This window comes from Pseudofrancisella aestuarii, assembly GCF_003574475.2.
GTDB classification, from domain to species: domain Bacteria; phylum Pseudomonadota; class Gammaproteobacteria; order Francisellales; family Francisellaceae; genus Francisella; species Francisella aestuarii.
The window spans coordinates 534,578-548,728 of the sequence record NZ_QLIS02000002.1 but is presented as its reverse complement, the minus strand read 5'-3'; the positions used below and the strand labels follow the sequence as shown (position 1 = coordinate 548,728).

Below are 14,151 nucleotides of genomic sequence, written 5' to 3'. Positions count from 1 at the left end.
TCCTTGCTTAAGCTTCTATTAAGCATTTATAGCCACTAAACTTACGGATATTAATAACTCCGGTATCAAAAATTAGGTACTGGCCTTTTATTCCTTCAAGCTTACCTTGGACTATAGAGTCTTTATCTAAATTAAAGGACTTTATTTTTGTGGGAAACTCTAATACAGGATAAACTATATTTACTAAATTACCCTCAACAGGCTCTAAGACATTATCTCCATATTTATCTTTAATATTATTAATCTCTGCTTGAGATTTAGTCATAAGATCATCTCTAATAGCTTCCAAATCCGTAGATTCAGAATCACCCTGTAGCATTTTTCTCCAATTGGTTTTATCTGCTATATGATTTTTTAATGCCATTTCCACTAGTCCAGAAATCAGTCTATTTTGAACAGCATAAATTGGTAGTGCCTGAGTAGCACCCTGATCTATCCATCTTGAAGGAACATTTTTAAGCCGAGTAATACCTACCTTTACATCACCAGTATTTGATAAATAAACTATATGTGTTTTCATGCAATGATCCTCTCCCCACTTAGAGTCTCTACAAGTTCCTTGAGCATAATGACAAAGCTCTGGTTTAACTATACAAATATCACACTCTGGTAGTTTTCTCATACACATAAAGCAATAACCTTGAGAATAACTTTTATTTGTTTTAGTTCCACATGCTACACAGTTTATTTCTCCTAAAAATTTTATACTTAATTTTTTTCCTACAAACTCATTTAGACAAATATCCTCTAAAAAATATATCGCATTGTTATTATCATTAAGAGAAGTTTTTAACTTATGAAGATTCAATTCTTTTTGCATATTTTAATTTAAAATCATTAGATTGTATCAATAAGTTAGAATATCAAAGTAGCTAGATAGTTTAAAGTTACATAGTCCCTTATATAGATACTAAATTTAGCTTTAATGCTTGTGAATAATTAGCTATAGAATTGCTATTATGCTATTTTAAAAATTATGAAGTTACTATAAATTGGGATTTTTATGGCTATAGAATTATCAAACTCAAAGAAACAACCTAGCCTTTTTACTGCTGTTGGAATTGGACTTGGATGCATGATAGGTAGTGGATGGCTATTTGCAGCATACTATGCAGCAAAATATGCTGGACCCTCAGCCTTTTTGTCGTGGATAATAGGTGCTTCACTAGCTCTCATACTTGCACTGCTTCTTGCAGAAATTGCTACTATTTATAAAGAAACGGCTCTTTTTGCAAGACTATTAACTATTAGCCATAACAATAGAGATTTTGGCTTTGTAATTGCAATCTCAAACTGGTTAGGCTTGATAATAATTATACCATCTGAAGCTTCTGCAACAGTCCAATATTTAAGTGCCACTTTCCCAAACATCGAACACGTATTCTACTTTAATAATGAACTAACGATATTTGGATTAACAGCAATGTTTGTCTTAATGGTACTATATGGATTAGTTAATTTTTGGGGAATTCGAGCTCTCGCAAAAGTTAATAACATTATAACTTTCTTCAAAATAGTAATTCCAATTTTAACTGCTGCTATACTTATATGGTCATCATTCAATCCAGACAATTTTACCCAATATGGATTTGCACCTATGGGTTATGATAAAGTAGTTGGGGCTGTCGTAGTTTGTGGGATCTTTTATGCATTCTATGGTTTTGGAATGGTTGCTACATTTGGAAGTGAAATAAAGAATCCTCAAAAAAATATCCCTATAGCTTTAGTTTTATCTGTTGTAATCAGTTTAGTTATATATTTATTACTCCAAGCTGCTTTTATTGGCGCTTTACCATCAGAAATGATTAGTAAAGGTTGGCAAAATCTAGATTTCACATCTCCTTTAGCTCAACTACTTATCCTACTTAATATTAACGTCTGGGCAATGATATTGTATGCTGATGCTGCAGTTAGTCCTTCTGGAGCGGGTATTTTATATCTTGGTTCAGGGACAAGGATGCTTAATGGAATGGCTATTGATAACCAAATGCCAAAGTTCTTCTCTAAAGTAAACCCTAACTTTAACCTATCAAGAAGATCTTTAATTCTGTCTTTAGTAATTGCTTGCTCTATCCCTGTATTCTTCAAAAACTGGCAAGATATAATGATAGTTGTAACTGTCTTCCAATTAATTTCTTGTGTAGCTATACCAGTTGCTTTTGCAAAACTACGACTAACAAAACAAGATCAAGACAAAAGACTCTTTAAAATGCCTGCTGGTTCTATATTAAGCTTTTTCATGTTTATAATACTAAGTTACTTATTGGTTCAAGCTGGTGAAAAGGCATTGTTATGGGGACTAATACTGCATATATTGTTTTTTATAATTTATGTATTTAATTTCTACGGATCCAATCTACACAAAGCAAAACTCGCACTTTTTTCTTCATGGAGTATTTTTGCTTATATGACTCTAGTTTATATATTTGGTATAGCTAATGATAAGGGACTACTTGATAACTATGCAGGCACATTCATAATGATTGCTGTTTTCATTGCCACTTATATTTCATTACTACAACAAAAAGATTATAACAAATAATATTTTTATGAATGTTCGCTTAGATAAGTGGCTATGGGCTGCTAGATTTTATAAAACTCGCCAACTAGCTAAAAAAGCAATAGAAGGTGGAAAAGTTCATTTCCAAGGTCAAAAGACTAAAGTTAGCAAACTAGTTAATGTTGGTGATATGTTTGATATTCAACAGTCATTTATTAAAAAAACAATAGAAGTACTAGCCTTAGATGAAACTAGAAAATCCGCTACTGAAGCTCAAAAGCTATATAAAGAAACTAATGAAAGTATAATAAAAAGAGAAAAAGAAGCTGAATTAAGAAAACTTGCTAACACATACTCTTCTGAAAAGCCTAATAAAAAGCAAAGAAGAGAAATAATAGACTTTAAAAGACAGTAAAATTAATCGCTGAATTTTTCTATAAGCTTAAGTGCAATATAAATAATTCCACTTATAATCAAAGAAATAATACAAACTTTTAAAGCTATTGGAAATAACTCTATAAAAATAGTAACTATCGAAGTAATAATTAAAACTGCTACAAATATCGATAAAAACTTATCCATTTAACTCTCCTTTATTATTTTAAAATAATCCTTGCGAACTTTCTTTTTCCCACTTGAAAAATATTATTAGTTTCTTTACCAAAAAGAAGTTTACCATCAGAAACCTTTTCACCATCTATTTTTACAGCACCTTGCTTTATCATACGATTAGCCTCAGATGTGCTTGCAACCAAACCAGCTTCTTTTAGCAAATTTGAAATAGGTAATTCCTCAGAAATTTCTAATTCTATAGTATCTATATTATCAGGAATTTGGTTTTTCTGAAATCTTTGTACAAAATCTTCATATGCTTTTTCAGCTTCTTCAGCAGAGTGAAACCTTTCAATTAGCTCTTTTGCTAATTCAATCTTTATATCTCTAGGATTAGCCCCAGAATCAACACTCTCTTTTAAACGCTGAATATCTTCTAATGATTTAAAGCTAAGTAATTCATAATATCTCCACATAAGATTATCAGATATTGACATTACTTTTCCAAAGATCTCTGTTGGCGGCTCTTCTATACCAATATAGTTTTGGCTAGATTTAGACATTTTCTTAACACCATCTAAACCTTCAAGTAATGGCATAGTAATAATTATTTGCGACTCTTGCCCAGCTTGCTTTTGAAGCTCTCTGCCCATTAAAAGGTTAAACTTCTGATCTGTACCACCAAGCTCAATATCTGCGTTCATAGCTACAGAATCATATCCTTGTACTAGTGGGTATAAAAACTCATGAATAGAAATTGACTGTCCAGACTTATATCTTTTCGAAAAATCATCTCTCTCAAGCATTCTTGCAACAGTCTGTTTAGAAGCTAACTTAATCATGTCGCCTGCTGACATAGAATTAAACCAGTCACCATTTCTACGCACTATTGTTTTCTCTTTATCTAAAATTTTAAAAACTTGTTTAGTGTAAGTTTCTGCATTAACTGCAACATCTTGTGCAGATAGTGGTGGTCTTGTAGCATTTTTTCCTGTTGGATCACCTATTTGAGCTGTAAAATCTCCTATCAAAAAATGAATTTCATGACCTAAATCTTGAAGCTGTTTCAATTTATTTAAAACAACCGTATGACCTAGATGAATATCTGGAGCTGTTGGATCACAACCAAACTTAACTATTAATGGCCTATCCTTTTTTAATTTTTCTATAAGCTCTTGCTCAATAAGTACTTCATCAGCACCTCTTTTAATTATTTCTAAAGTTTCATTTATAGAAATCATTTATTATAAATTCTTATATACTCTCTAAAGGCCAAATTATAACATTAAAACAAGTTTTTTTTAAATCTATACTTATAATTCAATTATTTCGACCTAAATATTTAAAAAATATTTTTATACTTTAAAAGAAAATCTTATACTATCAAAAGAAATATAATATGTTTTATTTAATTAATGAAAATATACCTTTCTCAAAGTAATAATCCTTATTTTAATTTAGCATTAGAAAACTGGATTTTCTTAGAAGCACTAGAATCTGACAAGATTTTATTTCTTTGGCAAAATAATCCCTGCGTTGTTATTGGTCGAGCACAAAACCCTTGGCAAGAATGTTACTTAAAAGCAATGCTGGAGGATAATATTCCAATTATCCGTCGCCAAAGTGGTGGCGGCACTGTTTTTCATGATATGGGTAATCTTAACTATACAATCTTATCTCCCAAAAAAGACCATAATGTGAAAGAGAATCTAGAATTAATATGCAATGTTATAAAAAAAATTGGTATAGATATCTATCCAAACTGTAGAAATGACATTGTGACTGACTTTCAAGATTTTACTTATAAAGTTTCCGGAAGTGCTTTTAGAGAAAAAAGAGATAGAGCTTTTCATCATGGAACTTTACTTATTAAAACCAACACTAACAAGCTATATAAATATTTACATCAACCCATTGATAAAACTCTAGATGCTAAAGGAGTAAAATCACATCGCTCAAAAGTGCTAAATTTAAATACAATCAAAGAAGATCTATCTCCGAATGATGTAATAAGAGCTTTTTTAACCTATTTCAAAAGCTCTAGCATAAGCTTTATTGGTGAAAGAACTCCTTTAAATAATAGAGACCTAATAATAAATGAGGCAAAAAACCTAAGAAGTTGGGACTGGACTTATGGTAAAACTCTGCCTTTTACAAAAACCTATTCTGAAAACGATCACAATATCACAATAGAAGTTAAATCAGGGTTAATAGATCAAATAGGTTCTCTAGATATTTCATCAAAAAAAATACCTTTTTCTCAAGAATTAACTTTTCCTGACATAAACAAATATCTCACTAAAATCTGATATTCTTATGCCCTTCGCTATCATTAGTCTAATAGAAAAAGTTATTAAACAATGATAAAATTGACTATAGATTTAGAACATGGAAAAGCTGATGATCAAAAGAAGTCTACTTGCAATCCTAACCCTTGTTTCAGTAGGAAATGCTGAAGTTATAAAATCAGTTACATGGGATGTAAATGATGCTCAGACTTCTTATGTTAAAAATTTTATATGTAATGATGCTATTAATGCTGATGACTGCTCAACTAATAAAAATAATTTAAAAGAATTAACAGGAATTGATTTAAATAAGATTCCTTTTGGAAATTCAGATATTGAAAAAATTGAGCTCAATGAAATATCCTACACAACAGACAATGAATTTCCTAGTACGGGGAAAATAACATCTAAAATTTCTGGACTATTGATGCTTCCTGATACCAAATCCCCTAAAGGCGTGGTTTTATATTATCACCCAACGGTTTTTGATAACTCTGGAGTTCCATCAAACTTAGATCCTAAAAATAAAGATGCTTTTATGTTTGATACTATCTATGCTTCTATATATGCATCTCAAGGATATATAGTAGTCGCACCAGATTATATTGGTCAGGGAGATGATTACTCCAATCCTCATCCGTACGTTTTATATCCTAAACAATCTGTAAATACAGCCGTTGACTTATTAAATGACGTTGCAGGAACTATAAAAGAAAAATATAAATTAGGTGATAATAAAAAATTAAACCTATATGCTACTGGATACTCAGAAGGTGCTAGCTATGCAATATGGACAGCAAAATGCTTACAATCATCTTATAGCTGTTATCACTATGTTAACCCACTTAATAATTTATATAGATTAAGAGCTGTTGCTGGAATGAGCGGTGCTTATAATATTAGTAATATCACTCTTAATTTCCTAGAAGATAATAATGATTCTGATGAATATAAACTACAAAGCAAACTAATAACTACTCTATTGAAACCAGCTCTTGCTGCAAATACTTTAGTAAGCTATCTGTATTATGGAAATGAAGACAATTCATTAAATACTAAAGACTTTGATAAAGGCTTCTTTGATATGCGGTGTTCTACTCTGTCTCAAGATAACTGTAATATAGGATATGAAAATCTTAATCTGCGAAATGTCTTCCTACAAAAACATGTTGAAGATGAAAAAGTAGTAGGTGCCATTTTCAGTAGTGCGATGTATAAAAAATTCCCTAATCAAGAGTCAGCTTCTCACTATGCCATCCCTACAGGAAATAACTCTATATTAGACCTAATAAGCGAGAAAGTTTTTGATAATCAATTACTATTACAAGCAATGCAAGATGCAAATATAGATGATTTTGGATCAGAAACTAGAACTCCTATATATTTATTCACCTTTAAAGAAGACTCTATAGTGACCAAGCTTAATTACGATAAATTCATGAAAAATGCTAACGCTATCGTAGATGGATATATATTTGATAATGATAAAATAATTAGAAACAGTATGGGAGGCTTCCCTATAAAACTTGATATTAATAAAGTTGATCATTTAACTGGTGAAATTTATGCTAACCTATTCACCTATAATTATATTAATGACCTAAATAAAGCTTATTTATAAAACATTATGATAAAAGCAATCACTGAAAGAACATCTATTTTAGTAAATGAAATTGGAATTCAAAAATTAGAGCAATCTCATATTTTCTTAGCTGGGGTTGGAGGGGTCGGTTCATTTGTTGCTGAAGCTATTGCTCGTGCAGGAATTGGTAATATAACAATTATAGATATGGATACAGTTGACCCATCCAACATTAATAGACAGCTAGTAGCTTTACATAGCACCATAGGCAAACCTAAAATTGAAGTTATGAAACAACGAATTTTAGATATCAATCCTAATTGTAATGTAGATGCTAGACAAACCTTCATAAATCCCGACAATATTCATCAAATCCTTACGGAAAAAAAGTATGATTATGTTATTGATGCTATAGATACTCTAAATGCTAAAGTTAATTTAGTAAAGACTGCCCACGAACTTGGAATAAGAACTATATCTAGCATGGGTGCTGGAGGAAGAACAGATCCTACTAAAATCAAAATAGCAGACATTTATAAAACTCATGAGTGTGGACTTGCTAGAGCTATGAGAAGCCGATTAAAGCGCTTAAATGTAAAAAAAGGTATTACAACAGTATTTTCTACTGAACCTGGAATAGCACCATTACCTCCCAAACAGTCAGAAAATACCGAGTTCAGAGCTAGGGCCACAAACGGCACCCTTAGCTATATGCCATCAATATTTGGCCTAACTATCGCAGGAATTGTTATCAAAGATATTATAGGAAATGAATTTAATAACTAGGTTTTGCAGTAGAAATGATTGCCATATAATATTTATCAAAGTATAAGTTAATAATACAAACTTAATTATCAATTTTATGAAAGGAAAATTTTTAACTCTTATAGTAGCTATATTCATGCTATCCGCTTGTACTAATTCTACAGAACAAAAACCAGAACCAGCAGATGTTGGAAAAGATTCTAAACAATATGCATATCACACAAAGAATATTGATATTCCTTATGTTTATGGCATAACAAATATGGCCTATGCTTTATGTTCAAAGAGTTCTTGTACACTTGCTAAAGATGGTGGATCTGCTAAATGCCAATGTGAAGTATTTGATAATAAGAGTGGTTGGAAATCTTTCTCTTTCTCACCTACTAATTATGTGTCAGCAAGTCCAACTTATAATTCAGATGGAAGCCTACAGACAGTTCAATCAAATTATTCTATGGCCAATATAAATGATTTCACGAAAACCCCTAACAATGCCTGTAAATATGATTCTCCTGAACCTTGGGCTAACTGCTATGGTGTTCGTTGTCAGGTTGAGAAAATTAAAGTTAATGGAGAAGAAAAAACTATAGCTACTTGCCAATGTCCTGTAATTAGAAACAAAAACTTCTTAGTTGGTACTGATGATAAAAATGCATGTGACCTTAAAGGAGATAAAATTTGGTCAGGCATTACTGTAAAAACATTAAAATCATACGGTGGTGATCCAACAAAATCACTTTACCAAGAAGTTTATCCTGACTCTCCGCCTTCTAAAGCTTCTTTAACTAAGTAAAAACCTAATTAATATCACTAATCTGGTGTACTTTGTAGACATCTTACTCTTAATAACTTAACCTTAATTTATAAACATAATCATTATAAGGTAAGGATGAGAGTATCAAACTTATTAAAAATTTGTTTTGTATTATTTATAACTACTCTAATTTTAAGTTGTTCAAAACAAGCTCTTACAGATCCAGAAATTAGTGTTTGCGATATTTTAAAAGAAAATCCTCAATGGTCAAAATCTCTAAAAGAAGCTCAAACTAAATATAATCTTCCACCTCAATTTGCTATGTCCATAATTTACCAAGAGTCTAAATTTATTGGAACAGCTAAAAGCAAATCATCGTCTGCTTACGGTTATGCTCAAGCAATAGATGGAACATGGAAAGTTTTCCAAAATGAAGTTAACTCAAGCGCTAAAAGAGATAACTTTAATGACAGTGTACAGTTTATAGGTTGGTATATGTCTGACCTGTCAAAAAGATTAAAGTTAAATATGACAGATAGCTATAGTCTATATATGGCTTATATGCTTGGACAAACTGGATACAAACGCTATAAAGCTGGAACTTATGCAAATAAAGAAGTAGTTCATAAAAATGAGTCTATTGCTTCAAAGGTAAAAGCTCGTGCTGATCTATATAATAAACAGTTTAGAAATTGTAAAATTAAATAGTTTTTAGAATTAGAACCTATAAGCCAAAGTTGTCATAACTTTTGACTGCAATTTCATAACTATCTTTATAGGAAATGGTAAATTAACTCCACCAGCCTTTTCAGCCTCTACGGCATGTTCTGCCTCATCTATATACATTTGTTTTAAGATTTCACGAGAGCGATTATCATTTACTGGTAAAGATTTCAAATGAGAATCTAAATGTTTCATCACCTGTTTTTCTGTTTCAATAACAAATCCATAGCTTAATTTATCACTAATGCTGCCAGCAACAGCACCTATACCAAAAGAGCTCCAATACCAAAAAGGATTTAAAAGACTTGGTTTAGAATCTAATTCATTTAATCTTGAGTCACACCATGCTAAATGATTATACTCTTCATCAGCAGCATGATATAGATGAGCTTTAGTTTGTTCTGATTTAGCGACTACAGCTTGTCCACGATACAGAGCCTGAGCACACACCTCACCAGTATAGTCGACTCTCATTAGCCCAGCTGAATGCTTTTTATCATTTTCTGACATATCTCCATCTGCTATAGCTAATGAAGGAGAATCCTTAGAAGGATGTAGTGGAGCTTTAGTAAGCTTCACATAAGTATCAATCTCTTCTAAAACTCTATCTAAAAATGATAAACGTCTCAAAACATAAACCTCTGAATTTATTATAAGAAAGTTTTTAGGAAAGCAGATCTTGATGGATGCTTTAATTTTCTTAAAGCTTTTGCTTCAATCTGTCTTATTCTTTCTCTAGTTACATTAAATTGCTTACCAACTTCCTCTAAGGTATGGTCTGTATTCATACCAATTCCAAATCTCATCATCAAAACTTTAGCTTCTCTTTCTGTAAGTCCAGTCTCTATAAGCTCTTTTATTGCTTCTCTTAGGTTTTCTAAATTAGCTGCTTCTATTGGTGAATAATTATTCTTATCTTCAATAAAATCTCCAACTGTAGAATCTTCATCATCGCCAATAGGGTTTTCCATAGAAATAGGAGTATGAGAAATATTAAGGATCTTTTTAAGTTTATCCTTCGTCATGTTAGGAGTATATTCAATTATTTCCTCTTCTGTGGCTTCTCTACCCTTTTCCTGTAAAATCTGTCTCTTAATTCTATTAACTTTATTAATAGTTTCTATCATATGAACAGGTACACGAATAGTCCTAGCTTGGTCAGCAATAGAACGAGTAATTGCTTGTCTAATCCACCATGTCGCATAAGTTGAAAATTTAAACCCCTTTCTATAGTCAAATTTATCAACTGCTTTCATTAAACCAATATTACCCTCTTGGATAATATCTAAGAAATGAAGGCCTCTATTTGTATATTTTTTAGCCTCTGAAACTACAAGACGTAAGTTAGCTTCGATCATTTCTTTTTTAGCTTGTGTAATCTTGGCTTCACTTTTAGAGATCTGAATATTAACATTTTTAAGCTCTTCAATATCCATCATAGTAAGCTTTTGAAACTGATTAACCTGTTTTGTTAAAACTTCAATCTCTCTTAACATATTATCATTAAATCTATATTTAGATGAAACTGATTTTAACCAATTTGTATCTCCTATAACATACATATCTAAAAACTCTTGTCTTGGCATTTTTGCTCTTTCAACACAGATTCTTAGAATCTTTCTTTCATACTCTTTTACTTTTGAATATGGAAGTCTTATATAGTCAACTAACTTTTGTAAATGAGAACTTGAAAGTCTAATATTATCAAACTCTTTAAGAATTTTATTATAAATAGCTTTACCATTTTTCTTTGACTCATACTCATTAAAATTATCTTCTAAATTTGTAAAAAATTCATAAGCTCTTTTTGTATCTATTTTTTCATCATGATCATCTTCAGCTGTAGATTCTTCAGTATCTGTATCATCTGAAAAACCTGCCATTATTTCTGAAAATCTGACATATTTACAAACATCTTCATCTTCGATATCTTGAGAGTTCATATACTCTATAGCATTTTCTTCCAACTCTCTAAATCTTTCTAAATATGTTTTGATAACTATTGGATATTTAAGGATAGTATTAAAAACTTCTGTTGTTCCTTCTTCAATTCTAACAGCGATCTCAGTCTCACCTTTTTTTGTTAAAAGATCAACGACCCCCATTTCTCTCATATACATTCTTATAGGATCAGAAGTTTTACCACTTAAATCATCCAGATTAGCTTCGCTTACTTTTCTTTCGTCTTCTTCATTTATTTCTGGAGTTTTATCGTATACATCAATACCTGCATCTACCAAGATCGCCTCGATCTCTTCATATACTTTAGGATCATCTGATACATCTCCTGGTAAGGCATCTAAAATATCAGCTCGAGTTAAATACCCTCTTTCTCTGCCATCAATGATTAAATCTTTTAAATCCGATATCAAATCTTCTTTAGTCATCCAAAATACTCCAGTAGATATTTTTATATAATTTACAAATTCTATATTTTACAACTATCTTAATCTATTTATTAAGAACTTTAACTCCATTTTTTCAACTTCCGTCAAAACTGGTTGTTGTCTTAAATAAATTAATCTTCCTTTAACACTATTTATTTCAATTCTTCTCAGCATACTTTCAACTTCATTTTCATAGTCTTCAGTATTATGCTTAATACTACCACTCTCAACACCAAAACCTAATAGCTCAAAAAAGTATTCTCTATATTCAGGATAACTTTCTGTAAGCATCTGAATCAATGCTACTACTTCTATATTTATATATGAGTCATCTTTTAAAATTTTCAAGCATTTACTTAGAATATCTAAATTTTCAGAGTTTGGTAAAATATCAAACTCCCTTTTATTTATTATTTTCTTAAATAAATCTAAGTTTGCAAAAAGTTCAGAGATTACGCGCTGCTCTAGAGTCACATTTTTTGCTAAATTTTGCTTTCTTGTACCATTAATTTGATAATAACTTTTCTTTTCTTTATTGTTAACCAATTGTTTTAACTGTTCTACTGAAAATCCTAATTTATCAGCAATAGTTATAATTATACTTTCTGAATATATGTTAGCATCAACCTCAGAAAAAAAATCTTTCATACTTTCAGCAACTTCTAACTTATTTTCAGCTCTCTTAATATCTTTATTACCAAGAAATATTTTTACTAAATAGTCAGTTACATGAAGGGCACTTTCAAGCTTTTCTTTAAAACTATCCAGCCCATTTTCTTTTACATAATCGTCAGGGTCTTTATTATTTGGCAATACTAAAATCTTTAATTTCTTATTTACATCTAGAACTGGGAGTATTAATTTAATCGTTCTAATAGCTGCATTTTTACCCGCATCATCACCATCAAAACATAAAACCACAGATGTTGTTTCTCTAAAAAGAATTTTTGCGTGCTGAGGAGAGAAAGCTGTTCCTAAGGTTGCTACCGCTTCATAAAAGCCATACTTTGCCAACCCTACAACATCCATATATCCTTCAACCACAACGATTGAGCTGAAGTTATTACCTTCCTTTCTCTTTTGTCTATATTCATATAAACCGTATAAAACTGAGCTTTTCTGAAAAACTATACTTTCAGGTGAGTTTATATACTTAACTCCATCCACATCATCTATGACTCGACCACCATAACCTATGACTCGCCCTTGAATATTTCTTATTGGAAACATTATTCTAGAACGAAACCTATCATAAACCCTGCCATTATCATTTTTAATAGCTAATCCAGTTTCTATAACAGTGTCAACTACTACATTTGCCTTACTCGCAAAATTACAAACACCACTCCAATCATCAGTGGCATAGCCAATATTAAAAAAGTTAACTATCTGCCCATCTATTCCTCTAGATTTTAGATACTTTATAGCTTTTTCTTTTGTATTAGAATTCATCAAATTCCAACGGTAATATTTTGAACTAATATCTAAAAAGCTTAAACATTGATTATAGATCTTTTCTTTTTGCTGATCTTCTTCAGAAAAATTTTCGTACTCAACAGATCTGCCTACTATATCAGATAAGCTTTCAACCGCATTCACAAAATCTAGATTATTTATCTTCTTAACAAACGTTAAAGCATCTCCTGATTCATGACAGCCGAAACAATGAAAAAAACCCTTAGATGGATTAACAAAAAACGAAGGGGTTTTTTCATTATGAAAAGGACAACATCCTTTATAACTCTTTCCAGATTTTTTAAGATTAACAAACCTAGACACGACATCAACTATATCTGCTGAAGAAACTAGTTCTTTTATAAACTGTGTTGATATCTTCTTAGCCATATATCAAATGCAAGATATTAAGAAAGATTAGACTTAACAATAGCGCTAACTTTGCCCATATCTGTTTTTCCTGCAATCTCTTTTTTTATTAAAGCCATTATTTTACCCATTTCTTTCATAGATGAGGCTCCTACTGATTCTATAGCTTTTTGAATAATTACAACTACTTCATCATCAGTAAGTTGTTTAGGCATATACTCTTCTAGTATATCAATTTCTTTTTTTTCAGTATTAGCAAGCTCTTGACGGTTTGCTTGTAAATATTGACTATATGAGTCTTGTCTCTGTTTTATCATTTTAGCAATAACTGCTATAACAACTTCATCAGTAATTTCAATTTTTTCATCAATTTGTTTCTGCTTAATTGCAGCTATTGCCATTCGAATTGTTGTAAGCCTATCTTTATCTTTAGCTTTCATAGACTCTTTCATATCTTGAGTTAATTGATTAAAAATTGACATATAAATATTTATTTCCTAAATAATACAAATTAAATAAAAGTGATTTTGAAGGGAAAGCTCCCTCCAAACATTAGATAAAAAATTACCTTCCAGCAATTATATTGCTTTTATGAGCTCTTTTCACAGCCGCAGCTTTTTTTCTTTTACGAGCCCAAGTTGGCTTTTCAAAGTATTCTCTGCGACGAAGTTCAGATACAATCCCTGCTTTTTCACAAGATCTTTTGAATCTTCTTAGAGCAACGTCAAAAGGTTCTCTTTCTTTAACTCTAACGCTTGGCATGCTTTCTCACCTCA

General features: G+C 31.0%; 15 protein-coding genes. 7 read left to right on the top strand and 8 right to left on the bottom strand.

Annotated features, from left to right (window positions below):
• Positions 1 to 7: 7 nt before the first annotated feature.
• Positions 8 to 820, bottom strand: coding sequence for a DUF2797 domain-containing protein (locus DNK87_RS06695; RefSeq protein WP_119330094.1), 813 nt, complete (start codon positions 818 to 820; stop codon positions 8 to 10).
• A 183-nt stretch (positions 821 to 1,003) separates the two neighbouring features.
• Here DNK87_RS06695 and DNK87_RS06690 point away from each other — a divergent pair, with 183 nt between their 5' ends.
• Positions 1,004 to 2,542, top strand: coding sequence for an APC family permease (locus tag DNK87_RS06690; RefSeq protein ID WP_119330093.1), 1,539 nt, complete (start codon positions 1,004 to 1,006; stop codon positions 2,540 to 2,542).
• A 7-nt stretch (positions 2,543 to 2,549) separates the two neighbouring features.
• The gene (locus DNK87_RS06685) at positions 2,550 to 2,915 is read left to right on the top strand and encodes an RNA-binding S4 domain-containing protein (protein WP_119330092.1); all 366 of its coding nucleotides are present in this window, start codon (positions 2,550 to 2,552) and stop codon (positions 2,913 to 2,915) included.
• A 2-nt stretch (positions 2,916 to 2,917) separates the two neighbouring features.
• Here the strand turns inward: DNK87_RS06685 and DNK87_RS08950 are convergent, their stop codons facing one another.
• Together DNK87_RS08950 and tyrS are read right to left on the bottom strand one after the other, a co-directional pair.
• Positions 2,918 to 3,082, bottom strand: a complete 165-nt coding sequence (locus tag DNK87_RS08950) for a hypothetical protein (RefSeq protein WP_162852834.1) — start codon at positions 3,080 to 3,082, stop codon at positions 2,918 to 2,920.
• Between the two features lie 14 nt (positions 3,083 to 3,096).
• Entirely contained in the window at positions 3,097 to 4,293 is a 1,197-nt protein-coding gene (tyrS, locus tag DNK87_RS06680) for a tyrosine--tRNA ligase (protein WP_119330091.1), read from the bottom strand.
• 174 nt (positions 4,294 to 4,467) lie between these two features.
• Between tyrS and DNK87_RS06675 the strand changes: the two genes are divergently transcribed.
• From DNK87_RS06675 to DNK87_RS06655, 5 genes are all read left to right on the top strand, one after another.
• Complete coding sequence (locus DNK87_RS06675; protein WP_119330090.1) at positions 4,468 to 5,361, top strand: lipoyl protein ligase domain-containing protein; 894 nt, start codon at positions 4,468 to 4,470, stop codon at positions 5,359 to 5,361.
• 94 nt (positions 5,362 to 5,455) lie between these two features.
• The gene (locus tag DNK87_RS06670) at positions 5,456 to 6,961 is read left to right on the top strand and encodes an alpha/beta hydrolase family protein (protein WP_162523392.1); all 1,506 of its coding nucleotides are present in this window, start codon (positions 5,456 to 5,458) and stop codon (positions 6,959 to 6,961) included.
• 6 nt (positions 6,962 to 6,967) lie between these two features.
• Complete coding sequence (locus DNK87_RS06665; protein ID WP_119330088.1) at positions 6,968 to 7,708, top strand: tRNA threonylcarbamoyladenosine dehydratase; 741 nt, start codon at positions 6,968 to 6,970, stop codon at positions 7,706 to 7,708.
• A gap of 76 nt (positions 7,709 to 7,784) precedes the next feature.
• On the top strand, positions 7,785 to 8,480 hold the full coding sequence (locus tag DNK87_RS06660) for a hypothetical protein (protein ID WP_119330087.1): 696 nt from the start codon (positions 7,785 to 7,787) through the stop codon (positions 8,478 to 8,480).
• A gap of 96 nt (positions 8,481 to 8,576) precedes the next feature.
• Entirely contained in the window at positions 8,577 to 9,149 is a 573-nt protein-coding gene (locus DNK87_RS06655) for a transglycosylase SLT domain-containing protein (RefSeq protein WP_119330086.1), read from the top strand.
• Positions 9,150 to 9,158: 9 nt separating this feature from the next.
• On the opposite strand, the gene coq7 is transcribed toward DNK87_RS06655, so the two are convergent.
• The 5 genes from coq7 to rpsU all read right to left on the bottom strand — a co-directional run bounded on the left by coq7 (position 9,159) and on the right by rpsU (position 14,137).
• Positions 9,159 to 9,794, bottom strand: coding sequence for a 2-polyprenyl-3-methyl-6-methoxy-1,4-benzoquinone monooxygenase (coq7, locus tag DNK87_RS06650; RefSeq protein ID WP_119330085.1), 636 nt, complete (start codon positions 9,792 to 9,794; stop codon positions 9,159 to 9,161).
• Between the two features lie 20 nt (positions 9,795 to 9,814).
• Positions 9,815 to 11,551 carry an RNA polymerase sigma factor RpoD gene (gene rpoD, locus DNK87_RS06645; protein ID WP_119330084.1) on the bottom strand — a complete coding sequence of 579 codons (1,737 nt, stop codon included), beginning with the start codon at positions 11,549 to 11,551 and terminating at the stop codon, positions 9,815 to 9,817.
• A 54-nt stretch (positions 11,552 to 11,605) separates the two neighbouring features.
• Entirely contained in the window at positions 11,606 to 13,396 is a 1,791-nt protein-coding gene (dnaG, locus tag DNK87_RS06640) for a DNA primase (protein WP_119330083.1), read from the bottom strand.
• A 17-nt stretch (positions 13,397 to 13,413) separates the two neighbouring features.
• Positions 13,414 to 13,857, bottom strand: coding sequence for a GatB/YqeY domain-containing protein (locus DNK87_RS06635; protein ID WP_119330082.1), 444 nt, complete (start codon positions 13,855 to 13,857; stop codon positions 13,414 to 13,416).
• A gap of 82 nt (positions 13,858 to 13,939) precedes the next feature.
• Positions 13,940 to 14,137 (bottom strand): 30S ribosomal protein S21, encoded by a 198-nt coding sequence (rpsU, locus tag DNK87_RS06630; protein ID WP_119330081.1) that lies wholly within the window; start codon positions 14,135 to 14,137, stop codon positions 13,940 to 13,942.
• Positions 14,138 to 14,151 lie beyond the last annotated feature (14 nt).

Coding starts and splice junctions, on each gene's coding strand:
- DNK87_RS06655 (WP_119330086.1), top strand. CDS start 8,577: ATGAGAGTATCAAACTTATTAAAAATTTGTTTTGTATTATTTATAACT.
- DNK87_RS06635 (WP_119330082.1), bottom strand. CDS start 13,857: ATGTCAATTTTTAATCAATTAACTCAAGATATGAAAGAGTCTATGAAA.
- rpoD (WP_119330084.1), bottom strand. CDS start 11,551: ATGACTAAAGAAGATTTGATATCGGATTTAAAAGATTTAATCATTGAT.
- DNK87_RS08950 (WP_162852834.1), bottom strand. CDS start 3,082: ATGGATAAGTTTTTATCGATATTTGTAGCAGTTTTAATTATTACTTCG.
- dnaG (WP_119330083.1), bottom strand. CDS start 13,396: ATGGCTAAGAAGATATCAACACAGTTTATAAAAGAACTAGTTTCTTCA.
- tyrS (WP_119330091.1), bottom strand. CDS start 4,293: ATGATTTCTATAAATGAAACTTTAGAAATAATTAAAAGAGGTGCTGAT.
- DNK87_RS06690 (WP_119330093.1), top strand. CDS start 1,004: ATGGCTATAGAATTATCAAACTCAAAGAAACAACCTAGCCTTTTTACT.
- DNK87_RS06660 (WP_119330087.1), top strand. CDS start 7,785: ATGAAAGGAAAATTTTTAACTCTTATAGTAGCTATATTCATGCTATCC.
- rpsU (WP_119330081.1), bottom strand. CDS start 14,137: ATGCCAAGCGTTAGAGTTAAAGAAAGAGAACCTTTTGACGTTGCTCTA.
- DNK87_RS06685 (WP_119330092.1), top strand. CDS start 2,550: ATGAATGTTCGCTTAGATAAGTGGCTATGGGCTGCTAGATTTTATAAA.
- DNK87_RS06675 (WP_119330090.1), top strand. CDS start 4,468: ATGAAAATATACCTTTCTCAAAGTAATAATCCTTATTTTAATTTAGCA.
- DNK87_RS06695 (WP_119330094.1), bottom strand. CDS start 820: ATGCAAAAAGAATTGAATCTTCATAAGTTAAAAACTTCTCTTAATGAT.
- DNK87_RS06665 (WP_119330088.1), top strand. CDS start 6,968: ATGATAAAAGCAATCACTGAAAGAACATCTATTTTAGTAAATGAAATT.